The organism is Aeromonas sp. NJAU223 (assembly GCF_051125555.1).
In the GTDB taxonomy this organism is placed as follows: Bacteria; Pseudomonadota; Gammaproteobacteria; order Enterobacterales; family Aeromonadaceae; genus Aeromonas; species Aeromonas veronii_G.
In genome coordinates, this window is sequence record NZ_CP144204.1 from 3,453,080 (window position 1) to 3,480,011 (window position 26,932).

Sequence of the window (26,932 nt, forward strand, 5' to 3'; positions counted from 1 at the left end):
CACCCGCTTATTTTGCGGCGGCGCGCGCCTCGGCCAGCCAGCCGTTGACCTCGGCCTCATGCCCCTTGAGCCAGGCGTCCGCATGACGCTCCACATCCACCGGCTTGTTCTGTCCCTTGTTCATCAGGCCATTCTGGATGTTGATGTCATTGAGCGGCAGCTTGACGATGGAGAACAGCTTGGCCGCCGCCGGGTTCGCCTCGGCAAAGGCCTTGTTCGCCACTATGTGCATGCTGTTGACGGCAAAGCCGTAGTTCTTGCCGTTTGGCAGCCGGGTCTTGGCCGCATCCTTGGCATCGGCGGGCGTCTCCAGCCAGACCACATCCCGCCCCGGCACCAGCTCGCTGCTGAGCCAGTACGGCGTCCAGGTGTAGTAGAGCACCGGCTTGCCGCTCTGGTAGCGGGCCAGAGTGTCGGCAATCAGGGCCGCATAATTGCCCTGCTTGTGGGTGATGGTCGGGGTCAACCCGAACTCGTCGAGATGATGATTGATCGCCTCTTCACAACCCCAGCCCGGGTTGCAACCGATGAGGTCGGCCTTGCCGTCCCCGTCGCTGTCAAACAGCGCCGCCAGCTTGGGATCCTTGAGCTGACCCAGGTTGGTGATGCCGTACTGGGTCGCCGTCTTCTTGTCGATGAGATAACCCTGGGCCGCACCGCTCACATAGGTGCCCTGACGGAAGAACACCTTGTCTCCCCCGACCTGCTCATACTTGCCATCCTGCAGCGGCACCCAGTTGAAGGCGAGGAAGGTGCCATCCCCCTGGGCGACCGAGGCATAGGCCACGTTGTAATCCACCTCTTGCGCCGGCTGGACATCATAGCCGAGCCGTTCCATCAGCTTGCTGACCAGCACGCTTTGGAACGCCTCTTCCGGCAGGGAGCTTTGCAAGGGTTGCACCTTGACCCCCTCCCCCGGCATCTCGGGACTGGCCACGGCGACCGAACTCAGTAGCAGGGCACCCAGGGTCAGACTGGTGGTGATGGGTCTCATGAGGTAACTCCTTTACGATGAATGGATGGGCTGCGACCGCACAGTCGCAGCAGCAGGGCCACCGGGCCCCGTTGATACCAGCGGCCACTCCGGCCGCGATCCGGCTGCCCCATGGCCTGGGTCAGACGATCCAGCACGATGGCCAGCAACACGATGCCGAGGCCGCCGATGGAGGCGAGCCCCATGTCGAGGCGGCCTATGCCCCGCAACACCATCTGACCGAGACCGCCGACCGCGATCATGGAGGCGATGACCACCATGGAGAGGGCCAGCATCAGGGTCTGGTTGACCCCGGCCATGATGGTAGGCATGGCCAGCGGCAGTTGTACCTTGAACAGCAGCTGGGAGGGGCTGGCCCCGAAGGAGTGGGCTGCCTCCACCAGATCCGCAGGCACCTGGCGAATGCCCAGCATGGTCAACCGGATCATCGGCGGCAGGGCGAAGATGACGGTCACCACCACCCCGGGCACGTTGCCGATGCCAAACAGCATGACGATGGGGATGAGATAGACAAACGCCGGGGTGGTCTGCATGGCATCCAGCAGGGGCCGGGTCCAGCTCGACAGCCGTTCGCTGCGCGCCAGCAGAATGCCGACCGGCAAGCCTATCAGAATGCAGAAGAAGAGCGAGGTCAGCACCAGGGAGAGGGTCACCATGGCGTCAGACCAGGCACCGATGAGACCTATCCCGATCAGCGAGATCAGCGTGCCCAGCGCCATGCGTCCGTTGACCAGTTGCCAGGCCACCAGGGTCAGCAAACCGATCATCAGGGCCGAGGGCACGGATTGCAGCAGATGCGTCATGCCATTGAGCGTCAGCTCCACCGGGGCGCGAATGAGCTGGAACAGAGGACGCAGGTTGGCCACCAGCCAGCCGATGGCCCCCTCGACCCAGGTATCCAGTGGTACCAGGGCCTGCTGGAAAGGATCCAGCCAGTCGATGGACGCCTCGGCCTGCGGGCTGGCGATCTGGGTTTGCCAATCGGCCGCCTCGGTGGCGGTATCGCCCCAGGGATCGCTCGCGGCCTCCGTGGTCACCTCGGTGGTCCCCCAGGGATCGGTTGCGGCTTCATCGGCCAGGGCCGGGGTACTTGCCAGACACAGCAGGGCCAGCAAGGCGGCCAGCAGATGGCGGGAAGGGATGAGATTCATGCCGGGGTACTCCTGTCCAGGGTGTTGAGCAGATTGGCCTTGGAGATGAGCCCCAGATAGCGGCCATCCGATTCGACCACGGGCACCTGGCAGGGAGCGGCGGCCACCTGGCTGATGAGTTCATTGAGGGGGGTATCGGCCAGGATGGGCTGGATGTCCGCCAGCAGGGCTTGCTCCAGGCTGCCCTTGCTGCTGACCGCCTGACTTAAGGATTCCACCGAAACGACGCCGAGGAAGTGGCGGCTGCGATCCACCACATAGCCAAACTCCCGCTCCAGCTCCTTGAGCTGTCGCAGGGCATTGCCCGGCCCGTCCGTGGTGTGCTTCTTGATGAGGGGTACCTGCTTGCGGCTCGCCACGTCCCGGGCGCTGAACACATTGGCCAGATCCACCCCGCGAAAGAAGGCGCGAACATAGTCGTTGGCGGGCTGGTTCAGGATCTCGTCCGGGGTGCCGACCTGCACCACCTGACCGTCCTGCATGATGGCGATGCGATCGCCGATGCGCATCGCTTCGTCCAGATCGTGGGAGATGAAGACGATGGTTCTTTGCTGACTTCCCTGCAGTTTCAGCAGTTCATCCTGCATTTCCGTGCGGATCAATGGATCCAGCGCGGAGAAAGCCTCATCCATCAGCAATATATCCGGATCGTTCGCCAGGGCTCTGGCCAACCCGACCCGCTGTTTCATGCCGCCGGAGAGGGCGTCGGGATAGGCATCAATCCACTGCCCCAGCCCGACCTGATGAAGCGCCTGACGGGCGCTCTGCTGGCGCTCGGCCAGCGGCACCCCGGCCAGCTCCAGCCCGAAGGCGGTATTTTCCAGCACGCTCAGGTGGGGCATCAGGGCGAAGGACTGGAATACCATGCTGATCTTCTTGCGCCGCACCTGGCGCAGATCCGCATCCGAAATGGCGGCGATGTCTTCACCGTCGATGAGTACCTGGCCGCGGGTCGGTTCGATCAACCGGTTGAAGAGCCTTACCAGAGTGGACTTGCCCGAGCCGGACAGACCCATCACCACGAAGATCTCCCCCTCCTGGATGGCAAGATTGACATCCTGCACCCCCAGGGTCTGGCCGGTCTTTTGTAAAATGCTGGCGCGGTCGTGCCCTTTCGCCAGCAACTTGAATACCTTTTCCGGGTGTTCACCAAAGATTTTATAGAGTGATTTGACCTCAAGCTTGACTGTCATACTGTCCTTTTTTTATGGCCGACCGCTTGCTGTTCCTGCAGCCGGACGGGAATTAATTACTTTCAACACTAAACAAAAATCGAGAAACAAAAAAGAACCATAAGAGTCTCAACAAAAAGGCGCGAGCACAAGCAATTGATTTAAAACGATTATTTTATGAAACAAAAATTCAACAGATAGGAGCTGCCTTGGGTATAGAAACGATTAACTGACAATGAAATCAATTATAACACTGATAAAAATGGGGGAAATTCCAGTGTTTTCTTGAAAATCGAGCAAGCACAGGGGAATGCCGTCAGGCTGGTTGCCGTCGACAAAATTAGTTACATAACGAATCATTTTTTGACAGCAATGAGCATGTATTTGTGGTGACAAATACGCCTGGAGTGAAAGGCTGCACCAAGTTCAGGACCGGGCCCGATGAGAGGCGCTCTGGCGCGGGGTGACAGGCGAAAAAAAGCCCCTCGCACGGGGAGGGGCTGATCAGGTTCGACGCGGGCTAGCGGCGCTGCCAGGTCTCGAAGCAATAGGGATGGGGATTCTTCTCATCGGGATCATGAGGCTCGCTCTCCAGTTTCACCCAGTCGGCATCCGAGAAGGTCGGGAAACAGGTGTCCCCCTCCACGGCCAGATCGATGCGGGTCAGGTAGAGGCGATCCGCCCTGGGCAGCAGCTGGCCATAGAGATAGCCTCCCCCGATGACCATCAGCTCCTCGATTCCCTCTTCCTGAAGACGACTCAGGGCCGCCTCCACCGAATCCACCATCTCCACCCCGTCGGCGCGATAGTCGGGATTGCGGCTGATCACCAGGTTGCGGCGCCCTGGCAGGGGGCGGCCGATGGACTCGAAGGTCTTGCGCCCCATCAGCACCGGCTTGCCGAGGGTCACCCGCTTGAAGTGGGCCAGGTCGGCGGGCATGTGCCAGGGCATCTGGTTGTCCTTGCCGATCACCTGGTCCCGGGCCATGGCGGCAATCATGGAAATCTTCATGGGTTGGTTCCTCGCAACCTGTCTCAGACGATGGGCCGGTTACGGTACACGACCAGAGAAGGGATCGCCAAACCGAAACTGAGGGCCCCCACGATAAACAGCACCTTGAGGCCGTTCGTCACCGCATGGTGGATAAGCTCGGTGGTCACCCCGGAGATATTGAGCTCCACCACGGCGATCATGGTCTTGAACGCATAGGTTCCCGGGATCATGGGGATGATGGAGGCGACGCTGAACACCGGCCGGGGTGCCAGCAGGCGCTTCGACCAATAGACGCAGACAAAGCCCACCGTGGTGGAGGCTGCCAGGGTGGCCCACTCGATGGGCATGCCGTGGTGGATGAGCAGGGTGCGCAGGCTGTGGGCTAGCGCTCCCCCCATGGCGCAGTATTTCAGCATCCGCGGTGGCACGTTGAACATCATGGCAAAGCCCACCGCCGGGATGGCCGACCAGAATGCATCCTGCAACAGCAGCAACAACAGATCCATCATGATGTCTCCCCCCTCTGAGCCGACTGAACGACGACACGGGCAGGTCTGTTCTGGTGAGATGTCATATGGAATCCCACCACAGCTTCCAGCCCCAGATACCGGTCACCGACATGGCCAGCACTATGCCGATCACGGCGCTGACGGTGAGCAGGGTCGCCATGCCCCAACGGGCCAGCCCCATGTTGAAGTAGCCTTTCACCATGTCGGAGACGGCGTTGATCAAGGGGAAACCCGGCACCAGCAGCAGCACGCTGGCCGCCATGGCGAGGTAGGGTTGATCCCCCCAGCCGAAGTAGGTGGCGCTGGAGGCGAGCAGGGTGGCGACGAAGCCGGTCACGGCAAAGTTGATGAGGGGGCTGTGATGGTGATGGGCCATCAGCTGGCGTACCCGCATCGCCACCGCGGAGGCAAGGAAGGTCACCAGGAAGATGGGCCAGTCTCCCCCGAACAGCAGGCTGAAGGCCCCGCAGGAGAGCCCCACCATGGGGACCACCAGCCAGGGGTGATAGTGGAACGGCTTGATGGCATCGAGCCGCTGGCGCACTTCCCGCGCACCGATCAACTCCTTCTCCGCCAGGATGCACAGGCGCTGCACTTCGCACACCACCTGCATGTTGATGCCCCGATCCAGCACCCGGCGGGTGGTGGTGACACAGTGCCCCTGATAGAGGCTGGTCAGGACGATGGCACCGGCGGAGAGCGCCATCTCCACGCTCTCGAGCCCCAGTGCCAGGCCGAGTCGCACCGTGGTCTGCTCGATGAGCCGCGCCTCGGCACCATGCTGGCCCATCAACTGGCCCACCTTGACGATAATGCGGGTGATCTCTGTCTGCTGTTCCGGCGACAACACCCGTCTTGGTGTAATACTTCTCATCATTCCCTTGAGTCGTAAAAAATTAACCGAACCCTCATCTTACTCCAGCGACTTGTTTCATCCATATATATCCACCCGCGAAACCGTTATCGGCTTATTTATTTCAACGGCGCAGCCTGTTTGCAGCAAATAACAAACAAGCCATCACCTTGATTAACATGTGATGGCTTGCGGGATTAAATAAAATGAGATGAATAATGAAAATATCGATGTGTTATTTATCCCGGCGATATTCGGCGAGCCGGATGACATTATTCGCCGGTTTTTCATATTCACCGGTCAATAATGACTCTTCCTGCAGATGATTGATCTGGCTGCGCATGGCATAGAAGGATTCATGCATCATGTTGGCAATCCGGATGCAGCTGTCCAGATTGTTCTTCGCCAGCTTGCGCTGGCAATCGATGCGAAATTGCAGACCCCGCAACCGCCGCTGCCGATCGGGCCCTACCTGTTCGATCAGGGTGTCTATCTGCTGGTGCAGCAGGGCATCGAGCCGCTCCGGCTCCACGAGGGCCCAGTGTTTCAGGGTATCGAAATCTGGCAGCTCCATATGCTCTCCTGGCCAGAGGCCTCATGTGTGACACATCCAAACTACGCTCAGCACATAAATTCACTGTCCGTAAGAAAGGTTATATAAGAGCGGCGGGATCCTGGTTCAGTTTGCACCGAGTCACAGGAGTCCGATTGCGGATAAAAATCCGCAGATGAGGGGAAGGGAATTCATTTATTCGTTAGGATTCAGGCAATTACTCATACCTGACTAAATTGCTTTTTTTTAGAAATTTTGCGCCCGTTTGTCTGCCGGCTTATTACTGAATGGCCGGTACGAGAGACACTGTTTTCATTCGAATCGGCCTGTGCCCTCGCGTGGCCACATCCGGGAGGATTTAACATATCCCACTGATTATGTTATTTTATTTACCACTTTACACAGCACGAAGGGCAGACCATGAGCAAGGCACGCATAGGCATCGTCACCGTCAGCGATCGCGCCAGCGCAGGCATATATGAAGATCTCTCCGGCAAGGCCATCATCGAGACCCTGGGTGCCTATCTGACCTCGGAGTGGGAGCCTGTCTATCGCCTCATCCCGGACGAACAGCCAGAGATAGAGGCGACCCTGAGCCAGCTGGCCGACGAGGAGTCCTGCTGCCTCATCGTCACCACGGGGGGCACTGGCCCGGCCAAGCGGGATGTGACCCCGGAAGCCACGGAGGCGGTGTGCGATCGCATGATGCCGGGCTTTGGCGAGCTGATGCGGGCGGAATCCCTCAAATTCGTGCCGACCGCCATTCTCTCCCGCCAGACCGCCGGCCTGCGCGGCAACACCCTCATCGTCAATCTGCCGGGCAAACCCAAGTCCATCCGCGAGTGTCTGGATGCGGTCTTCCCCGCCATCCCCTACTGCATCGATCTGATGGACGGCCCCTATCTCGAATGCGACGAGAGCATCATCAAGCCATTTAGACCCAAGAAATAAAGACCCTCACTCCATATGAACAAGGCGCCTCGAGGCGCCTTTTTCATGAACTCATCACCGCTCTCTCGGTCAGGCCCAGCGCTTGAAGATGAGGGAGGTATTGATGCCGCCAAAGGCGAAGTTGTTGGACATCAGATACTCCACATCCAGCACCCGGCCGCCGCTGCGAACGTGATCCAGCGGGGCGCAGGCGGGGTCCGGCTCGTTCAGGTTGAGGGTCGGGGCGAACCAGCCCTCCGCCATCATCTCCAGCGACAACCAGGCCTCGATGGCGCCGCAGGCCCCGAGCGTATGGCCGAAGTAGCTCTTGAGAGAAGAGATGGGGGTGCTATCGCCAAACAGGGCCGATGTGGCATGGCTCTCGGCGATGTCGCCCCGCTCGGTGGCGGTGCCGTGAGCGCTGATGTAGCCGATGTCTTTGGGCTCGAGACCCGCATCCGCCAGCGCCAGCGCCATGCAGAGCTGCATGGTCTCCTGCTGGGGCTGGGTCACATGGGCCGCGTCACAGTTGGTGGCAAAGCCCACCAGCTCGGCGATGATGTGGGCCCCGCGCGCCCTGGCGTGCTCCAGCTCCTCCAGGACAAGGGTCCCCGCCCCTTCCCCGATCACCAATCCATCCCTGTCCTTGTCAAAGGGCTTGGGACTCAGGGAAGGGCTGTCGTTCATCAGGCTGGTGGCGAACAGGGTATCGAACACCACGGCCTCGGACGGGCAGAGCTCCTCGGCCCCCCCCGCCACCATCACGTCCTGATAGCCGTGCTTGATCGCCTCATAGGCATAGCCGATGCCCTGGCTGCCCGAGGTGCAGGCGCTGGAGGTGGGGATGACCCGGCCCCGCAGGCCGAAGAAGAGGCCGGTGTTCACCGCCGCCGTGTGAGGCATCATCTGCACATAGGTGGTGGCCGTGATGTTGGCGGTGGTCTTGTCATTGAGCATGGCGCCAAAGGCGCTGATAGGGGCCGTGCTGCCGATGGAGGAGCCATAGGCGATGCCGGTACGCCCGTCGGCCAGCACCGGATGATCGATGAGACCGGCCCGCGTCAGGGCCAGCTCGGTGGCCACGGTCGCGAGCTCGGAGACCCGCCCCATGGCCCGGGTCTTCTTGCGCGGGTAGTGGGTCGGCAGGGAGAAGTCCGGGATCGGGGCTGCCAGCCGGGTATTGAGCCCCTCATAGACGCCCCACTCGGGCATCTCCCGCACGGCGTTGCGCTCATCCTTGAGGCGAGGCCCTACGCTTTGCCAATCGTTGCCAAAGGCGGTCACCCCGGCCATGCCGGTGACGACGACACGCTTCATACTGCTCTCCCTTCCTGCTGTTTCCGATGATCCACGGTGTTGATGTTTCCACTCATATCAGGCCACCGTTGATCGAGATGACCTGGCGGGTGACATAGCCTGCGATGTCCGACATCAGGTAGGAGACCAGGCCCGCGACTTCGTCGGCCTGCCCCATCCGTTTGAGCGGGATCATCTTCAAAGCCTCGGCCTCCACCTCGGCGTTGACCATGCCGGTATCGATGAGGCCGGGGGCCACGCAGTTGACGGTGATCTTGCGTTTGGCCAGCTCCAGGGCCAGGGCCTTGCTGGCCCCGATGATACCCGCCTTGGCGGCGCTGTAATTGACCTGTCCCCGGTTGCCCATGATGCCGGAGACCGACGACAGGGTGACGATGCGACCACCCCGGCGCAGCCCTATCATCGGCATGATGCAGGGTTTGAGCAGGTTGTAGAAGCCATCGAGATTGGTGTGCAGCACGCCGTCCCAATCGTCGTCGGTCAGGGCCGGGAAGGCCCCATCCCGGATCACCCCGGCGTTGGAGACCACCCCGTAGTAGGCGCCGTGCGCCTCGATGTCGGACTCGAGGCGGCTGCGGCACTGCTCCCTGTCCGAGATATCGAACTGGATGAGCCGCCCCTGCCCCCCCGCCGCCAGGATCTCGGCCAGGGTCTGCTCGGCGCCGCCCCGATCCCCGTGATAGTGCACCACGATGTGAAAACCATCGGCGGCCAGCTTCAGGGCGATGGCGCGACCTATGCCCTTGCTGGCCCCGGTCACCAATACGGTGGAATTCATGTTCAATCCTTCTTTAAAAAACAGAGATTCCGACTGCCTTTGCCTATCTCTACAGCGAAAGCGATCAGAGAAACATCAACCAAGCAGCGCCTTCAGCTCCGCCTCACTCGGCAGATAGGTGCTGAGCCTCGCCTCGGCGTAGCGTTGCTCCCCATTTCCGATCCGGCACTCGAAACTGGCCATGCCGTTATCTTCCAGCAGGCACTCCGCCTCGATGACGAGGCATTCACCGGCGGCAAAACGGGCCAGCTGGCACTGATACTGACGACTGCCGAGCAACATGCCGATGCGCACCGGCTCCCCGCGCTCCCGCCCCCGCATTCCCGCCCAGGCGGCGATGGTCTGGGCCATCAGCTCCAGGCCGACCCAGGCGGGCAGATTGCCCTGTTCGTCGAGCAGCAGTGCCTGACGCTCACCGACCCGGGTCTCGCAGCGTACCCGGTTGCCCTGATACTCGAGCAGTCGATCCAGCAACAACATGGGGGCCTGATGGGGCAGCAGTGCTGCCAGGGTGATGTCACTCATGATGGACTCCCTTCGTGTGGTTCGATAAGGCCCAGCAGCAGGCTGACGTTGTTGCCGCCGAAGGCAAAGGAGTTGGACAGCACCCGGGTGAGCGGCCTGGACGCAGGATCCCCCTGCGCCAGCCGGATCGGCGTCAGGGCCGGATCCTGCGCCTCCCCCTGCCGGGGCGCCGGCAGCCCCTGCTCCATCAACAGGCAGCAGAGCGCCGCCTCGATGGCCCCCGCCGCCCCCAGGGTGTGGCCGATCAGCATCTTGGTGGAGCTGCAGAGGACAGTTTCCTCCTCCCCGAACAAGCGGGCCAGCGCCTTGCTCTCCATCTCGTCATTGAGACGGGTCGCGGTGCCGTGCAGGTTGACGTAATCGAGCGCCCGGGGCGCCATCCCCCCCTGCTGCAGGGCCATCCGCATCGCGGCCTCGGCCCCCGTTCCCTCCGGGTGGGGCGCCGAGATGTGCCAGGCATCGGAAGATTCGCCGGCCCCGAGCAGGGCGAGCCCGGCCCGCTCCCGGGTCAGCAGGAAGAGGGCGGCACCCTCCCCGATGTTGATGCCCCGCCGCTCTGCCCCAAAGGGGCGGCAACGCTCGAGGCTCAGGGATTCCAGACTGTCGAAACCGTTCAGGGTCAGGCCGCACAGGCTGTCCGCCCCGCCGACGATGACCATGTCCGCGAGCCCCGCGGCCAGCAGGCGCTGCCCGCTGATGAAGGCGCGGGCGCTCGATGAGCAGGCGGTGGAGAGGGTGTAGGCAGGCCCCGTGATGGCCAGATGGCGAGCCAGGAATTCGCTCGGCGAGCCCAATTCCTGCTGGCGGTAATCGAACGCCCCCGGCAGGGGCTCGGCGGCCTGATGGGCGGCTACCGCCTCCTGCGCCTCGGCGATCCCCGAGGTGCTGGTGCCGAGCACGATGGCGATGCGATCCGGCGCCAGTCCGGCCCTCAGTGCATCGAGGGCAGGCCGGATCTGTGCAAGGGCCGCCAGCAGCAGACGGTTGTTGCGAGAATCATAGGCCGATAGCGCCTGGGAGATGGCGGGCAGCGTGGCCCCGACCCGACCGACGGGCGTGAGCCGGCCATCGCTGAGGGCACACCGCTCGTCATCCAGCGGGGTGAGGCCGGCGTGCTGCCAGGCGGCCAGCGCCGCACCGACCTCGGCCTTCCCCTCCCCCAGGGCGCAGACAAGGCCATAGGCCTGGATATGACAGGGGGCGGCCGACGGTGCGGGGTTCGCGTTCGGACTCATGGTGTCAGCCTCTGCATCTGCAATTGATAATCGAAGGCGTACTGGATGAGCTGCACCGGTTCCCGCTCCCCCGCCATCAGGCGATAGTGGATTTCGCTCACCAGCCGGCCACCGGGATCCGTCAGACGCCGCACCATGCCCTCATCCGCCAGTTGCCACCCCCTGGGCAGTTGCGCGTGCCAGGCGGCGACGGGCCAATAACTCATCATCACGTCGGCGAGCACCTGGGCCACCGGCGGCAGGGCGGCGCCACCGAGCAGGCTGGAGAGCTGCTCGGTGTGGATGGTCTTGCCATCATAACTCAGTCGAAACAGCCGGATCCCGCTCGGGGTCAGCCCCACCAGGGTGAGCCTGTGGCCATCCGCCTCCAGCACGGTCAGCAGCTGGTGTTCCCCGCCCTTGCCATGGGTGCTCAGCAGTTGCTGGCGATAGAGGGGCTGGTCGCGCTGTGGCGCCGGCAGCACCAGGCTGGTGTCCGGAGTCAGGTAGGCGCGATTCTCGGGCACAGGGGTGCTGGCGCAGGCACCGAGCAGGAGAGCAAACAGCAGGGGCAGAAACGTCTTCATCGTGGCTCCCATGGGTTGTAAAGGGGGACTCATCGGCGCTCCAGCACCAGGGGTGAGAGCAGGAAGGCGGTGAAGATGCCGCCGCTCAGCACCAGACCGAAGCCAGCGATGGCCGGGGTGTGGCTCAGGGCCAGCAGACCGAACGAGAGCTGGGTGGTCAGATTGGCGAGCAGGATGGCAAACAGGGTCGAGCGCTGACGGCCTGGCTCTTCGCCGCTGTGGGCGAAAAACAGCCCGTAGTCGATGCCGATCCCGAAGATGAGGCTGAGCGCCAGCACCCCGAACAGGGTCAGGGGCTGGCCGCAGGCGGCGAGCAGCGCCAGTCCGGCCCCCAGGGCCAGTGCGTTGACCAGCAGGATCCGGGCGCTCTTGCGCCAGCCGAGCCGCCACCAGAGCAGCAACCCCACCAGGGCGATGGCCGCAAACAGCAGCTCGGCCAGCTTGATGCGATAGTGGGCGAACAGCTGGCTCCACTGGCTGCGCTGATCCTGCCAGAAGACACCGTTCTCAGTGCTGGCCAGCCCCGCCACGGCGGCGCTATCCGTCACCCCGTGCACCGGCAGCCAGAGCGCTACCCGGCCATCCGGCAGGGTGTGCCACAGCAACCGGCTGCCCTCGCTGACCGGGCTGGCCAGCCAGAACTCCGGGGTCAGGGGATGCCAGGGGCGAGGCTCGGCCTTGACCGGTACCCCGGCCTGATTGAGCCGCGCCACCACCTGGGGCTGCAAGGCGGTGAGGGCGGCATGATCCGCCCGCTGCTGCGCCAGAGAGGGCAACCACTGCGCCAGGGAGACGAACCCCGTCAGCTTCCCCTCTGCCTTGGCCTGTGTCAGTTGCCCGGTCAGGGCCTCCAGCCGCTGCAATGCCGTCTCCCCGTCTGCCGCCGTCACCAGAAAACCCGACATGCCGCCCTGCTGACCGGTGAGACGCTGGATCGCCCGCTCCTGCCCCTGCAACTCGACGGGCAGGGGTTGCAAACGGGCAATATCGTCATCGATCTGCAACCGGCCGAGCCCCGCCACGACCAGCACCAGCACGAGCAGCGGCAGACCCCAGCGCAGGCAGGGGCGCTCACGCCACCCGTCGAGCCAGCGACCCATCAGCGCCAGGCTGCGGGGCTCACGCGCAGGCAGCTCCCCCAGCCAGAGCGGGAACAGGCAGAGCACTGTGATGAGGGCCGCCAGGAGGCCCGCGAGGGCGCATAGCGCCATCTGCTGCAACCCCGGGAAGGGGGCCAGCCAGAGCAGCCCGTATCCGACCAGCGTGGTCAGCAGGGCCATCCAGAGGCTCGGCAGCAGCTTGGCACGGGTCTGGTGGGGACGCTCGCTGCCTCCGTGCAGGCGTCGCTCGGTCAGGAAGTGGATGCCGTAGTCGATGGCGATGCCGATGAGGCTGGTGCTGATGACCAGGGTGAAGAGGTGCACCTCCCCAAACCAGAGCAGCACGGCCAGCACCCCCCAGCCGAGGCCGATGACGATGGGCAGCAAGGAGAGGGCGATCGCCCGCAGGGAGCGAAACGCCAGCCACATCAGCAGCACGACCCCGACCATGGAACCTATCCCTATGGTGGAGATGTCCGCCTGGGCTAGCTGGCTGGCGTGCTGGCTATAGAAGAGGGTGCCGCGACGCAGCAACTCCAGCCCGGGATAACGGGCCTTGAGGCTCTGCTCCGCCGCCCCGAGGCGGGCGAGCAGGTCGGCGTTGCGGGAGAGATCGAAGGCCGACAGATCCAGCTCGGCTCGCACCATGAACCACTGCCGCCCGTCCTCACCCTGGCTCATCAGCCAGTCGTGATCGAGGCGCATGGCGCTCCCCCCCTGCCCCTGCACACCGGCGCGGGTCAACAACAGGGGGTCGGCCTGCCACTCGGTACGGGAGACTCCCCCGAAGGGGCTGTAGATCTGGCCGAGCACCCACTGGCTCCAGCCGTCGGGCCCCGCCGCCAGGCGGGCCCGGCTCTGCTCATCGAGGCGCTGCCAGGCATAGTCGTAGGTGAAATGTTGCCAGGCCGGGGCCAGCTCGGGTTGAGCGCCACGCACCGCGCCGAGTTCGGGCAGGGCGGCCAGAGCCTGGACCCACTCCTGCGCCGCGGCGCGCCCCTCCTGCCCCGCCGGCAGGCTCAGCATCCAGACCAGTTGCTTGTCGAGCTGGCGCAGCAAGCCCCCGCGCAGGGCCGGATCCAGCGTGGAGCGCTCCTCGTGGGGCAGCAGATCCATCAGGCTGGTGTTGATGCGACTGTGGGAGAGCTGCCAGCCGAGCAGCCCCAGCGCCAGCAGGCTGAGCAGCAGCCAGCCATGGGAGAGCCTGCGCCAGGTCGATTCGCGCCAGCCCGTCACAGGCCCCGTGCGGGCATCGGCTTGCGGCTCAGGGGGCAAAATGGGCGTGCTCCTCGGCAGACAGGGGCAGCGTCACCCGCTGCCAGTCTGAGAAATGAATACGGGTCTCGTCCCCCTGCCGATCGGCGATCACCAGGCGGTCCAGCTGCTGGCCACCGCTCAGGGTGAGACTGGCAAAGACCTTGTCGAGAGGGGAGGACAAGGGGGTCAGCACCAGGGTCCAGCCCTGTTCATCAGACTGGAAATCGAGGGAGAAATAGCGGGCGAGCCCCTGCTCATCCGAGCCGAACAAGGCCAGCATCATGCCGCTGAATTCGAGCAACTGGGGATTGTCGATCACCTGGACCGGTCCCTGACCGACCTGCTGGCTCATGCGTTGGTCAGTCAGGCTCAGTGCCAGTTCGAAGGGCTGCTGCTGATGCCACCAGAGCCCCTGCCCCCGTACCAGCAGCAGCTTACCGCTGGATTTCAGGGGCTGGGCCAGCCCGGCCACCTGTTTCTCCTGCGCGAAATGCGCGCGCTGGGCAGGCTCCGCACTCAGCAGCTCACGCACCTCTGTCTGGGTCATGACATGGGTCTGGGTCATGGAAGCGGCCTGCGCCATCCCCGTCAACAGCAGCAGACAGGCCCAGAGCCCGCCTCGCACCCCCTGCATCCAGCGAGCCCTCACTCCGCCACCCCCAGCTTGTCCAGCAGGACCCGCGGGGAGGCGAGGCACATCTCGCCGCTCTCCTTGTTCACCGCCACCTGGATGCTGTAGCCCTTGCTGGTGCGCGCGCCGCTTGCCACATCGAACAGCTGGTACTCGATCTTGAGGCGGTTCTGGTATTCGCACAGCCGCGCCTCGACCCGCACCTTCTGGCCAAAGCGCAGGGGGGCCATGTACTTGAGGCGCAGATCGATGATGGGCCAGTGATAACCGGACGCCTCCATCTGCGGGTAGTTGTAGTCGATCTGCTCGAGCAGGGCGCAGCGGGCCAGCTCGATATAGCGTACATAGTGGCCATGCCAGGCCACCCTCATCATGTCCACGTCGTGGAACGGGATCTCCACCTCTATGCTGTGGCTGATCATCCAGGGTTCACTCTGCATCCGAGGTCTCCTTGTAGAGATCGTAATGACGGGCCTGCAGCCGGGCTATCAGGGCCCTGAGCTCCTGCTCCAGCGGCCTGTCTTCCACCAGGGCCGGGTGATCTTCCCGCACCGCCAGCACCATCTCTCTCAGGGACGGGCTCAGGGTATCCAGGGCGCACCGCTGCAAGCCGAGGCGCAGCTCCACCCCTTGCACCACCGCCAGCAGGCAGGCGGCCCCCACCTGCTCGGTCAGGGTCAGCACCCGCAACGCATCCCGCGCCGCTATGGTGCCCATGCTCACCTTGTCCTGGTTGTGACACTCGGTGGAGCGGGAGAAGACGCTGGCGGGCATGGTTAATTTGAGAGCCTCTGCGGTCCAGGCGGAGACGCCGATCTGCACCGCCTTGAAGCCGTGGTTGATCATGCGCCGCTCGCCGCTGGCACCGGAGAGGTTGCTCGGCAGGCCGCCGTTGAACTTGGTATCCACCAGCTGGGCCAGCTGGCGGTCGAGCAGATCGGCGAGGTTCGCCACCGCCGTCTTCATGCTGTCCATGGCCATGGCGATGTGGCCGCCGTAGAAGTGACCGCCGTGCATCACGTGCTCGAAGTCGCCATCGATGAGGGGATTGTCGTTGGCGCTGTTGAGTTCGTTTTCGATGAGCTGACGCCACCAGGGCAGGCTGTCGGCCACCACGCCGATGACGTGGGGGGCGCAGCGCAGGGAGTAGCGGTCTTGCAAGCGGTCGCTGTGGCGCGGCAGCTCACCGCTTTGCAGATCGGCGCGCAGCCAGGCGGCGACCTCCTGCATGCCGGGATGGGGCTTGGCCGCGAACAGCCGCTCGTCGAAGTGGAAGGCATTGCCCTCCATGGCGACGCTCACCAGGGCGGTGATCCGGGTCGCCAGCTTCATCAGGTATTCGGTACGGGCGTAGGCGAGGCAGGCCAGCGCCGTCATGACCGAGGTACCGTTCATCAGGGCCAGCCCCTCTTTCGGGCGCAATCGCAGGGGGGGCACGCCGAGCGCGTCATAGACGTCGGCGGTACTGGCGAGCTGGCCGTCCCGATAGAGCTCCCGCTCCCCCACCAGCACGGCGGCCACATAGGAGAGCGGGGTGAGATCGCCGCTGGCACCGACCGACCCCTCCTCCGGAATGCGCGGGATGAGATCCTGCTCCAGCAGCCAGCAGAGCCGCTCCAGGAGGGCCGGACTGACCCCGGAGACCCCCTGCGCCAGGGAGCAGAGGCGCGTGGCCAGCACGGCACGGCCCGCCTCAAGACTCAGATCGTTGCCGAGGCCACAGCCGTGGAAACGGGTCAGATGCAGGGGCAGCTCGGCCACCAGGGCGGGCGGCACGGCCCGGGTCACGGAGTCGCCATAGCCCGTGGTCACCCCGTAGATGACCCCCTCTTCCGCCAGCAGGCGATCGAGGAAGTCGGCGCCGCGCTGCACCCGGGCCATGAAGGCGGGATCCGGGTTGAGAACGGGACGGGCACGCCCCTCGGCCAGGGCCACCACCTGTTCTATGGTGAGCCTGTCTGCGCCGAAGGTGACCTGGGGAGATGGAGTATCACTGTTCATCATGGGTTAGCTGCCAAAAATCGAAGAAGTTGAACCAGTCCAGCGGCGCATGCAGGCAATGGTGCTGCAGGCGGTCGGCATAGGCCTGCACCCAGCGGCGCAGTGCCGCCTCCCGCGTGGCGCGGGGTAGCGACAGCCGCTCGGCGAAGGGCTCGAAATGGACGCGAAAGCGCCCCTGCTCCTTGAGCCCGAACATCAGGTAGACGGGGCAGGCCAGGACGCTTGCCAGGGCGAAGGGCCCCAGCGGGAATGGGGCGGGAGCCCCGAGAAAATCGGCCCAGACCACCCGCTTCTCCCGGGTCACCGAGGTGCGGTCCCCGACGATCACCACCCACTCCCCCGCCTCTATCTTCTCCTTGAGCAGGATGGCGGTGTCGGCCCCCATCTCCTGCACCTGGATGAGGTTGATGCCGGAGTCCGGATTGACCTGCTTGAGCAGAGCGTTGAAGCGGGCCGCATGGCGGGTGAACACCAGGGCATTGATGGGCACTTGCCCCCCCTGGGTGCCGAGCGCCCGGCACAGCTCCAGATCCCCGAGGTGGGAGCCGAGCAACAGCAGGCCGCGTCCGCTGGCGAGCGCCGCCTCGTGGTGCTCGCGCCCCACCAGTTCGATCTCCTCACGGGGAATATCGCCGCGCCAGCCCGCCAGCTTGTCCAGCGCCGCCCCCCCAAAACGCAGGAAGTGGCGAAAGCTGGACCTAGGCTCGGAGGGCAGGCTCACTCCCTGCCCGGCGGCGAAAGCCTCGAGCCGAGCCAGATATTGCTCGGAGGCCGCCCGCTGGCGGCGGCCGGTCAGCCAGAAATAGCCGATGACGGGGTAGAGCAGCGCCTGGAAGCCCCGTCGACCCAGCAGCCGATAGCTGGCCAGCATGATCTGAAGGCCCAGCAGCGAGCCCCGCTCCGGGGTGCGCGACCAGTGCCGCCTGCCCTGTTGCCAGAGCCGGGCCGGGAGGCCTGGCAGCTTGCACAACCCATCCCAGAGCAGGCGGCACACCAGTCGGGTGTGCATCCAGGAGATGTCGAGATTGTCCCGCCAGAGCCGAAAGTGGGAACTGCCGTCCGCCGGATAAATGACCCGGGTCGGCACGAAGCGCATGGGCACCCCGCGCCAGTAGAGACGCACCATCACCTCGGTGTCGAAATCCATGCGCCGGCCGAGGCGCACCTCATCGAGCAGGGCGCAACTGGTCGCCAAGGGATAGACCCGAAAGCCGCACATGCTGTCCGCGATGGTGAACGAGAGGGTCTCTATCCAGACCCAGACATGGGTGATGTAACGGCCATAGAGGCGCCCCTTGGGGACGGAGTCGTCATAGATGGGGCGTCCCGAGACGAGGGCATCGGGCTGGCGGGCGGCTTCGGCCAGCAGGCGCGGCACATCAGACAGATCGTGCTGGCCGTCGGCATCTATCTGCACGCCATGACTGAAGCCCCGCGCCCTCGCAGCCATGAGCCCTGTGGTCACGGCGACGCCCTTGCCCTGATTCCGGTCATGGCGCAGCAGACTGACCCAGTCACCGTGAGTGGCGGCCAGGGCATCCAGCGCGGCGGCAGCGGCGGGCTCGCTGCCATCGTCGACAAGCAGGCAGGGCAGCCCCAGGGATTTGAGCCCCGTCAGCACGCCGGCCAGGGGGGTCGAATGGTTGTAGCAGGGGATGATGAGGCAGGGATTCAAGGACATAGCTTCACCCGGCCGCTGCTGGCGACCTCATCCCCGAGCCGGTAGCTGAACACCAGCTGGCCCTTGTCCGCCAGCCAGCAGAGATGCAGCTCGCACTCCTGGCCGGGGCGCAGCGGGCGCTGGAACTTCAACTGACTCATGCCACCGAACTCGCCGACCAGGCCGGGCAACTGACGACCATAGTGCATGGCCCAGTGCACCTGCACCACGCCGGGCAGCAGGGGCGCCCCCGGGAAGTGGCCACGAAACCAGGGCAGATCGGGGTCGAGGGACAGGCGCAGCACCAGGACATCGTCCTGCCATCGCTGCTCGATGAGGCTGGGCAACCCCGTCATTGGCATGGTTTGGATCCCCTGAGTGAGTGATTCATCTGCTCAGGACCAGATTTTTCGGCATGAACATCAACAAAATCTTTATCAAATAGCGCTTTCAACTGCCCCCAGGGGCGTTTCCCCTGACTGTTGAGGGGCAAGTCCGGCAGCAGACGCAGCCGGCGCGGCAGGGCGACCGGTTCGAGCCAGGGTCTGAGCCGCTCCCGCAGGGCAATGAGGAAGCGGCCGGGCCCCAGCGTCTGCCACTGCTCCAGCCCTTGCTCCGTCAATACCAGCACGGCGCCGAGCTGCTGCCGGCCCGCCTGCATCAACGGCAACACCGCCGCCTGCTGCACCCAGGGCTGGGCCTGCAGGCGCGCCTCCACCTCGTCGAGGGAGACCCGTTTTTCTTCAATTTTGACCACCCGGTCCCCGCGCCCCAGCAGGTGAAAGCCGGACTCGCACAATCGGATGCGATCGGCGCAAAGCAGCGGCTCATCGTCCGGCAGATAGGGGGAGTGAAGCAGCAGGCAATCCCCGGCTCCGGGCGCCACGCGAATGCCCGGCATGGGTTGCCAGGGAGTCTCTGGCTGTGCGCTCTGACGCCAGGCGATGCCGCCGGTCTCGCTGCTGCCAAAGACTTCCACGGGCAGTTGTCCCAGCAGCGCTTGCGTGCGGGTTGCATCCGCCAGCGCCAGCGGCCCGCCGGAGGAGACCACCAGAGCGCAGCCAACGGCCGGCAGGGCGGGATCGAGGCGACTCAGAAAGGCCGGGGACGCGATCAGCGCCCAGCGGTCTCGCTGGTTGTTCAGCTGCTCCGGGTAGAGGGTCAGGGTGCGGGCGAAGGGAATGCGCAGGACCAGGGGCAACAGAATGCGAAACAGCAGGCCATAGATGTGCTGGTGGGAGACGCTCGCCAGCAGGCGCGCCCCGCGCAGTGGTTCGCTCCAGAGCGCGATCAGCACCCGCAGTTCGGCGTCCAACTGGTGCCACGCCTTGGGGATCGCCTTGGGTTCGCCGGTGGAGCCCGAAGTGAACAGGGTCAGTTGCAAGGCCAGGGGGGCGGGCCAGGGGGCTGCGGGTTGCTCATCCTCCCGTGAGAGGGGCAATTGCAACCAGGGTATGCTGCTGCCCTCCCCCAGCGTCTGGCTGTCGGTCAACACAGCATCGAAGCCGTGACCCAGCTCCGCCAGGGCCGCCGGGCGCTGATGGCCGGGCAGTATGGCCTCTCGCCCGGTCAGGGCACAGGCGAGCAGCGCCTGGGCAAACAGCAGGCTGTCTTCGAAGCAGAGTGCCCAGCGCCGGGCTGGCAGAGCGGCGAGCCGCCGGGCCAGCGCTTCGGTTCCCTGGCGCAGCTCGCCAAAGCGCACCTCTCCCTGTGGCCCGAAGGCCACCGGTTCGTCATCCCCTCGTCCCCAGATGGCGGCGAGCAGGCTCTCCTGACCGGTCATGAGGCGAAGCTCCGCTTGACCCGCAGGCGCACCAGATACTCCCCCCCCATCAGCAGCCCCATCAGCAGATAGCTGACGAGGCCGTTATAGAGGCTCCAGATGGCGAGATCCCCGTACCAGACGGTGGCGGCAGCCAGAGAGCCGTTGAGCACGAAGAAGCCGCACCACACCTTGGTCACGGTGCGGGTGTAGCGCACCCCGGCTGGCGGCAGATCGGGATCCTGCAATCGGGCGAGCCGCTCCACCAGACTCATGGGCTGGGTCAGGCTCCAGCCAAACAGGCCGAGCAGGGCCAGCGAGACCGCGATGGGATAGTAGAGCAGCCAGTGCTGGGCCGAGAAGAAGGCACTCAAGGCCGTCAGTACCAGACCGACACAGGCCAGCAGGCGACCAAGCAGCAGCCACTCCCGCACGGGGGAGAGCCCGGGCAGCAGTCGCAGGGCGAAGGTCACCAGCAGGATGCCGAGCAGGGCGGAACTGCCCCAATGGGTCAGCCCCCGATAGACGGCAAGGGGATAAGCCAGCAGCAGGGTCCCTGCCAGCAAGGAGAGCAGGCGCATCATGGCAACAAGCTATCAGGCAGGGTTCATCAGGCGTTCGACCGCCTCGACCACATCGGCGACGCTGCGCACCGACTTGAACTCTTCGGGCTTGATCTTCTTGCCGGTCAGTTTTTGCAGGTGAACCACCAGATCGATGGCGTCGATGCTGTCGAGTTCCAGATCCTGATAGAGCTGAGCCTCTGGCGTGACGGCCGCTTCATCCACTTCAAACAACTCCACCAGGGTTGCCTTCACCTTGGCAAAAATCTCGTCTCTGTTCATCGGGATATCTCCAAAGAAGGTGGCTCAAGCCTGGGACTGGATCAGGGCCACCAGGGCCTCGACGCTGGCGAAGTGACGACGGGTATTCTCGTCATCGGCGGAGAGGACGATGCCATAGCGTCCCTTGATGGCCAGCCCCAGCTCCAGCGCATCGATGGAGTCCAGCCCCAGACCGTCACCAAACAGCGGCGCCTGGGCATCGATATCGTCCGGGGTCAGCCCTTCCAGGTTGAGGCTGTCGATGATGAGTTGTTTTATCTCTTGTTGCAGATCTTGCATTGCTCTTCCATAGGCTGTCATGGGGTCCCGGGTTGCAGGACCCGGGTAAGTAACCGGGTTAACTGGCGGGCGGCCAGGCCGCTGTGCTGCGCGTCAGCGACCCCTTCACGGGTCTCTATCTGCGGCAAGAACTCCAGCGTGAAAACAGGCTTGCGTTTCGGGGTCTGGAACCATTTGTCCTGCTTGGTGAGAAAGCGCTCGCTGCAATGAATGCGTACGGGCTGCAGAGTCACCTGACCACGCAAGGCAAGCTGGGCGGCACCTCGCTGCAGGCGGATAGGCTCCCCCGGCGTGGTGCGGGTGCCTTCCGGAAAGATCAGCAATAGACCACCCCGACGCACCCGTTCGATGCAACGCGGTAGCAGCTGTTCCGCCTCCCCGTTGGGAATGTAGTCGGCGGCACGCACCACGCCACCGAGAAAAATATTATGCCACAAAGCTCGCTTGACGATGCAGTCGCACACCGGCAGTTCGGCCGCCAGGATCACATAGTCGAGCAGGCTGGGGTGATTGGCGACGATGAGGGCACTGCGCAGATCCCTCGGCATGCCGATGACGCGATAATCCAGCACCCCCAGCCCCTTGAGCAGGGCCATGAACAACCGAAAACTCTGCTTGATGCTGGCCTGTGCCAGGATCCGACGCCGCTCTCCCCGCAGGCAGAGCGCCAGCAGCGGAAACCAGCAGAGGCTGAGCAGCAGCCCCCCCAGCCCAAACAGGGTGAAGCCAAGCGCGGTGCCAAGCAGCCGCCAGAGCCGGTTCAGCCCCGCCGCCATGACCACTCCCTGCGTCCGTCACCGAGCACGCATGTCTGCTGTCCCAGCAGATGCGCGCGCCAGAATGCCAGGGGTTGGGCCAGCGCGGGGGGCTGACTGGCGTCGCACTGTCCTTCGCAGTCCCAGCGCTCGCCGGCAGCCTCCTGCGCCGGGCCCAGCAGCAGCGCCACCCCGTAGGGCGGGGTCTGGGGGAGCCAGGATTGATGAAACTGCGGGATCTCCCCTTCGAACAGCACCAGCAACACCCGCCGATACCCCGCATGGAGGTTGGCGGCGGCCTCGGCCAGCCCCGCCATCAGGCTCCCTTCTCCGGCAGAGATGGAGCTGATGGGCAGCGCCGCCTTGCCCTGAATGGAGCAGAGCCCGGCCGCCGTGTTGTGCACCGACATGGAAAAATCCGTGGGAGAGAGCGGTTTGGCGGCGGCCAACCCCTGCAACAGCGTCATGGAGCGTGCCAGCTCACCGTGGCGGCTGACGAAGATGGCGCTGTCGACGGGGTGGCGGGCCAGCATGTCCAGACCCAGTTGCACCGCGAGCCGGGCGCCGATGCTGAGGCGGCGCGCCATCATCATGGGGATCAGGGGGGTCGCTGGCACGGATTGCGGCGCCGCGGGCCACTCTGCCTGCGTGGCCCACTGTTGCCAGCCAGTGGCGTGCTCCAGTCCAGGGGAGAGCGCCTGCGCATCAAGGAGTGAGAATGAGAGCATGATGGCGGCGTTCAATCCTTTGCGGTGCGAGGGGTGACAAGAATAATAATTGTTTTTCTCAATACAGGAATGAGCAAAACGCGATCAATTAATAACCAACCCATCGGGGTTATTATTTATTGCGACATCATATCATTATTTATCAGAAATAATAGACAGCCAAACATCGCTCTGGTGAGGACAACTCATATTCTATTGAAAATAACCAAGCAATGGTGTCTCATTGCGCTGTTTCATAAAAATATATCGGGGAAATAATAATGAATTTGATCACAAAATCGGGCCTGGTTCTCGGTGCACTCCTGCTTGCCGCCTGCTCCACCAGCAAACCAATACAAAATCTTCCTGCCAATCAGGTAACGTTCAATCTCAGCGAGGAGCAAGTTGCCAATGCCATCGTCAACGGCGGTATCAGCAAGGGCTGGGTCATGAAGAAAGAGCAGCCAGGGCTTATTCGTGGTCAACTGAATGTGCGCCAACATCAGGCCGTGATCAATATTCCATATAGCACCCATGATTATTCCATCAATTATGTCAGCAGTGTGAATCTGGATGACGACGGCAAAGGCGCCATCCATCGCAGCTATAATCGCTGGATCCTCGGGTTGAATCAGGCCATCCAGATTGAACTGGCTCGCACCAATACCAGCACCCATTGATCAGAGACGGAGCCGTCATTGAAACACTATCAGAGCGAGCCATATAACGCCCTGGAGGCCATCAGTCAGGCCCAGCGTATCGCCTTCGCCCCCATGTTGTTCCAGGCAAGCTGGTGTCTGCGTGAGACCGGCGTGCTCGCCTACCTGGAGAGCCGGGGCAAGAGCGGCGCCACCACGGCCGAGATAGCCCAACATTGCGAGCTCAGCGAGTACGCGGTGTCGGTGCTGCTGGACATGGGACTCGGTGGCGGCGTCTGCCATCTGGCCGGGGAGCGCTATGTACTCGGCAAGGTTGGCGCCTATCTGCAAAACGACCCCATGACCCGGGTCAACATGGATTTTACCCAGCACGTCTGTTACCAGCCGCTGGCTCACCTGCTCGATGCCATTCGCGAGGGCAAGCCGGAGGGGCTCAAGGTCTTCAACCCGGACTGGGAGACCATCTACCCTCACCTGGACAAGCTGCCGGAGCCCGCCCGCGCCAGCTGGTTCGCCTTCGATCACTTCTACTCCGACTGGGCTTTCCAGCAGGCGCAGGATCATGTGCTGAGTTATGAGCCTCGCAGCCTATATGATGTGGGTGGCAACACCGGCAAATGGGCCATATCCTGTGCGACCCGGGATCCCGCGCTGCAAGTCACCATCCTGGATCTGCCCGAGCAAATCGCCCTGGCACAGCCCAGAATTGACGCAGCCAAACTGACGGAGCGAGTTCGTGGTCACGGGGTCAACATGCTGGAAGCCGACGGCCATCTGCCGGGGGAAGCGGACATCTGGTGGATGAGCCAGTTCCTAGACTGTTTCAGTCACGAGCAGATCGTCGCCATCCTCAAGCGCATTCGTCGGCACATGAAACCGGGGGCCAGAGTCTGCATCCTGGAGCTGTTCTGGGACCGGCAGAGCTTCGAGGCGGCGAGCTTCAGTCTCAACGCCACCTCCCTCTACTTCACCGCCATCGCCAATGGCAACAGCCGCTTCTATCACTCCAAGCAGATGTATCAGTGCCTGCGTCAGGCCGGTTTCCATGTAGAGGCCGAGCACGAGATCCCGGGTCCTGGCCATACCCTGCTGGTTGCCCAACCTTTGCCCGAACGGCCATAATGGCCCATCCACATGGATGGCATGCAAAAGGAGCGGCCCATGATGCGTAACGGCAAGGTTCTGCTGACACTGGCTCTGGTGCTGGGTAGCTCGGCTTGCACCCACATCAAGGAAGCGGGCCGGACGGTGGGACACACCACCCGGGACGTGACCCGCGAGATTGGCCATACCACCCGGGATGTGACCCGGGAGATTGGCCATGGCACCAGGGATACCGTCAATAAAGTGGGTGACGAGATCAGTAAATGACAACAGGGGCCTCGGCCCCTGTTGTGCTATCTGTGGTTTCCTTCCCCTGTTCACCACATCGCCATCAGCTGGGATTCCATGGCCTCTTCCTGTTCATCCGGCAGACTGGCGAAAAAATCGAGTCCCGTCTGCGCTTCCACCGCATCCACAGTCACTATGTAGTCTGCCAGCTTGCTGGACGGGATATTCTGCTGCGGCAGAATGAAGGCGATGGCCTCCTGATTGGCCACGTCCATCACCACCCGATAGTAGGCATGGGGCACGGTCACACCGTTGCCGATGGAGGCGTCCGAGTTGGTGAAGATGGGGCCGGTGATCACCTGGACATTCTCATAGGTGATGGCCCACTGGCGGGTCTTCTCCTCGAGGATGCGCCAGGCTCCCTGATTGAGCGCCGGCAATTGCGGCGTCATGTTGGTCAGCAGGAAACTCTGCTTCATGGTGGTCGCGCTGGTGCGCATGTCGGCTGCCGGTGCCTGATGTCCCCTGTCGTAACCGGAGCCCTTGTAGTCCGCCAGGGTGGCGCGGAACTGCACCGGCACCTCCTTGTCCTCGGCGAAGGCATCCTTGCGCGGCACCTGCCCCTGGGCGCTGGCCGCCGTCATCCGGTAAGAGACCCAGTCAGACACCTTGGTGTCGTAGTTGTAGCCCGCCGCATAACCTTCCCGGCAGAGCAGCTGACTGGATTGACCCGGAACCCCCAGGGTCACGTGATCCTTGCATTGGAATCCCGCCGCCAGGGTCGGGAAAGCGCTGAGAGAAAATCCGATAGCCAGGACTAACTTATTAATATTATTCATTATTATGCCACTCCTTGTGTTAGGCGGAGTGATTTGACACCAGGTCTGATGAGTCAGGCAATCGGCTATTTTACGAGCATCTCGTAAATGTGAAGGGGGCGGCAATTTGACCAAAAAGCGGCGGACAGCTGGGGGATTGTCATCGGCCCGTCATTGTGGTGGAGAGGGTACTTTATCTCTGCAATCAAGCAGATAGGCAGGAGAAGAAGCGGAGACTTGCTCCGCTTCCCTGTGCGCCGAATGGTCAGCTCTTGACTTGCGGCCTCGGGGTATCGGGTTGGGACGGCGGCAACATGGGCAGCACTATCTGGGGCTGCTCACCGGTCAGGCTCTTGAGGAAGGCCGTCATGTCCTCGGCCTCCTGCTCGCTCAGCCGCTGGCCGAGCTGGATATCCGCCATGATCTGCACCGCTTCCTTCAGATCCCAGACTGCGCCGTCGTGGAAGTAGGGGTAGGTCAGTTCTATGTTGCGCAGGGTGGGCACCTTGAACCAGCCGATGAACTGCTTCTCACCGGTCACCGCCCCGCGCCCCTGGGCCGGGTTGCTGGTCTGGTAGTGTTTGACCAGCCCCATCTTCTGATAGGAGTTGCCGCCGATGGCAACGCCGTTGTGACAGGCGGTACAGCCCTTGTCCTTGAACAACTGGTAGCCCGTCAGCTGCTGCGCCGTCAACGCCTTGCCATCTCCCTTGAGCCAGCGATCGAAGGGGGCATTGGGGGTGACCAGGGTCTCCTCGAAGGCGGCGATGGCGTCGGTCACCTCATCGATGCCGAACTGCGCCTTGCCGTAGACGGCATCGAAACGGTCACGATACTCGGGCAGGGTGTGGAGGGTCTCCACCGCCAGCTTGTGGGTGAAGGCCATCTCCAGCGGGTTGGCGATGGGGCCCGCCGCCTGCTCCTTCAGATCCTTGGCACGGCCGTCCCAGAACTGCACGAAATTGAGGCTGGAGTTGAGCACGGTCGGCGAGTTGATCGGCCCCTCCTTCCACTTGTGACCGAGGGAGCTGACCTGATTGTCCACTCCCCCCGTCGCCAGGTTGTGGCAGGAGTTGCACGAGATGGCGTTGGATCTGGAGAGCCTCGGCTCGAAGAACAACATCTTGCCCAATTCGACCTTGGCCGGATCACCCACCTTGACCGCTTCCACCGGTTGCACCGGTTCGCTCGCCCACCCCGTCACGGGCAGTGCCAACACCAGCAGCAAATTATATTTATTCATTATTCTCTCTCCCTTGAGTTTGCGAGTCATCGCATTCCCAGCCTGCAGGAGTAGGACTGAGTGTTATTTGTTCAAGATCAAGGGAAAAACACTAAAACCACATTAAAAACAATGACTTTGTGTTTTTTGGACGGAATGAGGGCGGGGTCTTTCGAAGAAAATTTGACTGAATTCTGATGCATCGATTATCAACAGCCGCTGCCGAAATAACAGCCAATTGATTAGATTGAGGTCATTGAATAAAGCGATTATTAAATATGCAGATCATCTCTCGTCATTATTTCATGCATTTAACATACACCGTTA

General features: G+C 63.2%; 30 protein-coding genes. 4 read left to right on the forward strand and 26 right to left on the reverse strand.

Annotation, left to right across the window (positions count from 1 at the left end):
• Positions 1-7: 7 nt before the first annotated feature.
• The 7 genes from proX to VZC39_RS15690 all read right to left on the reverse strand — a co-directional run bounded on the left by proX (position 8) and on the right by VZC39_RS15690 (position 6,247).
• The gene (gene proX / locus VZC39_RS15660) at positions 8-994 is read right to left on the reverse strand and encodes a glycine betaine/L-proline ABC transporter substrate-binding protein ProX (protein ID WP_349919253.1); all 987 of its coding nucleotides are present in this window, start codon (positions 992-994) and stop codon (positions 8-10) included.
• A complete protein-coding gene (gene proW, locus VZC39_RS15665; protein WP_434663733.1) occupies positions 991-2,145 on the reverse strand; it encodes a glycine betaine/L-proline ABC transporter permease ProW in 1,155 nt (384 codons plus the stop codon). The genes proX and proW overlap by 4 nt, the downstream gene beginning before the upstream one ends.
• Complete coding sequence (gene proV / locus VZC39_RS15670; RefSeq protein ID WP_434663736.1) at positions 2,142-3,338, reverse strand: glycine betaine/L-proline ABC transporter ATP-binding protein ProV; 1,197 nt, start codon at positions 3,336-3,338, stop codon at positions 2,142-2,144. Before proV ends, proW begins: the two co-directional genes overlap by 4 nt.
• Positions 3,339-3,837: 499 nt before the next feature.
• A complete protein-coding gene (gene folA, locus VZC39_RS15675; RefSeq protein ID WP_434663738.1) occupies positions 3,838-4,329 on the reverse strand; it encodes a type 3 dihydrofolate reductase in 492 nt (163 codons plus the stop codon).
• 23 nt (positions 4,330-4,352) lie between these two features.
• Positions 4,353-4,820, reverse strand: coding sequence for a threonine/serine exporter family protein (locus VZC39_RS15680; RefSeq protein WP_434663741.1), 468 nt, complete (start codon positions 4,818-4,820; stop codon positions 4,353-4,355).
• Positions 4,821-4,881: 61 nt separating this feature from the next.
• Positions 4,882-5,697 (reverse strand): threonine/serine exporter family protein, encoded by an 816-nt coding sequence (locus tag VZC39_RS15685; RefSeq protein WP_434663743.1) that lies wholly within the window; start codon positions 5,695-5,697, stop codon positions 4,882-4,884.
• A 211-nt stretch (positions 5,698-5,908) separates the two neighbouring features.
• Positions 5,909-6,247 carry a DUF3135 domain-containing protein gene (locus VZC39_RS15690; RefSeq protein WP_434663746.1) on the reverse strand — a complete coding sequence of 113 codons (339 nt, stop codon included), beginning with the start codon at positions 6,245-6,247 and terminating at the stop codon, positions 5,909-5,911.
• A gap of 399 nt (positions 6,248-6,646) precedes the next feature.
• Between VZC39_RS15690 and mog the strand changes: the two genes are divergently transcribed.
• Positions 6,647-7,177: a molybdopterin adenylyltransferase gene (gene mog / locus VZC39_RS15695; protein WP_434663749.1), complete on the forward strand. Its 531-nt coding sequence runs from the start codon at positions 6,647-6,649 to the stop codon at positions 7,175-7,177.
• 69 nt (positions 7,178-7,246) lie between these two features.
• On the opposite strand, the gene VZC39_RS15700 is transcribed toward mog, so the two are convergent.
• From VZC39_RS15700 to VZC39_RS15780, 17 genes are all read right to left on the reverse strand, one after another.
• Entirely contained in the window at positions 7,247-8,473 is a 1,227-nt protein-coding gene (locus VZC39_RS15700; protein ID WP_434663752.1) for a beta-ketoacyl-ACP synthase, read from the reverse strand.
• Between the two features lie 52 nt (positions 8,474-8,525).
• Positions 8,526-9,251: a 3-ketoacyl-ACP reductase FabG2 gene (locus tag VZC39_RS15705; RefSeq protein WP_349919265.1), complete on the reverse strand. Its 726-nt coding sequence runs from the start codon at positions 9,249-9,251 to the stop codon at positions 8,526-8,528.
• A gap of 75 nt (positions 9,252-9,326) precedes the next feature.
• Positions 9,327-9,776: a hotdog family protein gene (locus VZC39_RS15710; RefSeq protein ID WP_349919266.1), complete on the reverse strand. Its 450-nt coding sequence runs from the start codon at positions 9,774-9,776 to the stop codon at positions 9,327-9,329.
• Positions 9,773-11,011 carry a beta-ketoacyl-[acyl-carrier-protein] synthase family protein gene (locus VZC39_RS15715; protein ID WP_434663756.1) on the reverse strand — a complete coding sequence of 413 codons (1,239 nt, stop codon included), beginning with the start codon at positions 11,009-11,011 and terminating at the stop codon, positions 9,773-9,775. Before VZC39_RS15715 ends, VZC39_RS15710 begins: the two co-directional genes overlap by 4 nt.
• Positions 11,008-11,577 (reverse strand): DUF3261 domain-containing protein, encoded by a 570-nt coding sequence (locus VZC39_RS15720; protein ID WP_434663759.1) that lies wholly within the window; start codon positions 11,575-11,577, stop codon positions 11,008-11,010. The genes VZC39_RS15715 and VZC39_RS15720 overlap by 4 nt, the downstream gene beginning before the upstream one ends.
• Before the next feature lie 29 nt (positions 11,578-11,606).
• On the reverse strand, positions 11,607-13,952 hold the full coding sequence (locus tag VZC39_RS15725) for an MMPL family transporter (RefSeq protein WP_434663762.1): 2,346 nt from the start codon (positions 13,950-13,952) through the stop codon (positions 11,607-11,609).
• Positions 13,942-14,568, reverse strand: a complete 627-nt coding sequence (locus VZC39_RS15730; protein ID WP_434476199.1) for an outer membrane lipoprotein carrier protein LolA — start codon at positions 14,566-14,568, stop codon at positions 13,942-13,944. The genes VZC39_RS15725 and VZC39_RS15730 overlap by 11 nt, the downstream gene beginning before the upstream one ends.
• Positions 14,569-14,579: 11 nt before the next feature.
• Complete coding sequence (locus tag VZC39_RS15735) at positions 14,580-15,005, reverse strand: acyl-CoA thioesterase (protein WP_349919273.1); 426 nt, start codon at positions 15,003-15,005, stop codon at positions 14,580-14,582.
• The gene (locus tag VZC39_RS15740) at positions 14,995-16,566 is read right to left on the reverse strand and encodes an HAL/PAL/TAL family ammonia-lyase (RefSeq protein ID WP_349922536.1); all 1,572 of its coding nucleotides are present in this window, start codon (positions 16,564-16,566) and stop codon (positions 14,995-14,997) included. The genes VZC39_RS15735 and VZC39_RS15740 overlap by 11 nt, the downstream gene beginning before the upstream one ends.
• Positions 16,556-18,241 carry a glycosyltransferase family 2 protein gene (locus tag VZC39_RS15745; protein WP_349922538.1) on the reverse strand — a complete coding sequence of 562 codons (1,686 nt, stop codon included), beginning with the start codon at positions 18,239-18,241 and terminating at the stop codon, positions 16,556-16,558. Before VZC39_RS15745 ends, VZC39_RS15740 begins: the two co-directional genes overlap by 11 nt.
• Complete coding sequence (locus tag VZC39_RS15750) at positions 18,238-18,588, reverse strand: 3-hydroxyacyl-ACP dehydratase FabZ family protein (RefSeq protein ID WP_434663767.1); 351 nt, start codon at positions 18,586-18,588, stop codon at positions 18,238-18,240. Before VZC39_RS15750 ends, VZC39_RS15745 begins: the two co-directional genes overlap by 4 nt.
• Positions 18,579-20,009: an AMP-binding protein gene (locus VZC39_RS15755; protein WP_434663768.1), complete on the reverse strand. Its 1,431-nt coding sequence runs from the start codon at positions 20,007-20,009 to the stop codon at positions 18,579-18,581. The genes VZC39_RS15750 and VZC39_RS15755 overlap by 10 nt, the downstream gene beginning before the upstream one ends.
• On the reverse strand, positions 20,006-20,572 hold the full coding sequence (locus tag VZC39_RS15760) for a hypothetical protein (RefSeq protein ID WP_434663771.1): 567 nt from the start codon (positions 20,570-20,572) through the stop codon (positions 20,006-20,008). The genes VZC39_RS15755 and VZC39_RS15760 overlap by 4 nt, the downstream gene beginning before the upstream one ends.
• Positions 20,573-20,584: 12 nt before the next feature.
• On the reverse strand, positions 20,585-20,833 hold the full coding sequence (locus tag VZC39_RS15765) for an acyl carrier protein (RefSeq protein ID WP_349919280.1): 249 nt from the start codon (positions 20,831-20,833) through the stop codon (positions 20,585-20,587).
• Positions 20,834-20,857: 24 nt separating this feature from the next.
• A complete protein-coding gene (locus VZC39_RS15770) occupies positions 20,858-21,112 on the reverse strand; it encodes a phosphopantetheine-binding protein (RefSeq protein ID WP_349919282.1) in 255 nt (84 codons plus the stop codon).
• Positions 21,113-21,129: 17 nt separating this feature from the next.
• The gene (locus tag VZC39_RS15775; RefSeq protein WP_434663774.1) at positions 21,130-21,888 is read right to left on the reverse strand and encodes a lysophospholipid acyltransferase family protein; all 759 of its coding nucleotides are present in this window, start codon (positions 21,886-21,888) and stop codon (positions 21,130-21,132) included.
• A complete protein-coding gene (locus VZC39_RS15780) occupies positions 21,873-22,595 on the reverse strand; it encodes a beta-ketoacyl synthase chain length factor (RefSeq protein WP_434663776.1) in 723 nt (240 codons plus the stop codon). The genes VZC39_RS15775 and VZC39_RS15780 overlap by 16 nt, the downstream gene beginning before the upstream one ends.
• 260 nt (positions 22,596-22,855) lie before the next feature.
• Here VZC39_RS15780 and VZC39_RS15785 point away from each other — a divergent pair, with 260 nt between their 5' ends.
• The 3 genes from VZC39_RS15785 to VZC39_RS15795 are packed head-to-tail and all read left to right on the forward strand — an operon-like array spanning position 22,856 to position 24,604.
• Complete coding sequence (locus VZC39_RS15785; protein ID WP_349919288.1) at positions 22,856-23,254, forward strand: hypothetical protein; 399 nt, start codon at positions 22,856-22,858, stop codon at positions 23,252-23,254.
• An 18-nt stretch (positions 23,255-23,272) separates the two neighbouring features.
• Positions 23,273-24,355, forward strand: a complete 1,083-nt coding sequence (locus VZC39_RS15790) for a methyltransferase (RefSeq protein WP_434663779.1) — start codon at positions 23,273-23,275, stop codon at positions 24,353-24,355.
• 39 nt (positions 24,356-24,394) lie between these two features.
• Positions 24,395-24,604, forward strand: coding sequence for a hypothetical protein (locus tag VZC39_RS15795; protein ID WP_349919291.1), 210 nt, complete (start codon positions 24,395-24,397; stop codon positions 24,602-24,604).
• 50 nt (positions 24,605-24,654) lie between these two features.
• Here the strand turns inward: VZC39_RS15795 and VZC39_RS15800 are convergent, their stop codons facing one another.
• Both VZC39_RS15800 and VZC39_RS15805 read right to left on the reverse strand, forming a co-directional pair.
• Entirely contained in the window at positions 24,655-25,404 is a 750-nt protein-coding gene (locus VZC39_RS15800; protein WP_434663781.1) for a DNA/RNA non-specific endonuclease, read from the reverse strand.
• Between the two features lie 244 nt (positions 25,405-25,648).
• Positions 25,649-26,626 carry a cytochrome-c peroxidase gene (locus VZC39_RS15805; RefSeq protein WP_434663783.1) on the reverse strand — a complete coding sequence of 326 codons (978 nt, stop codon included), beginning with the start codon at positions 26,624-26,626 and terminating at the stop codon, positions 25,649-25,651.
• Positions 26,627-26,932: the final 306 nt, after the last annotated feature.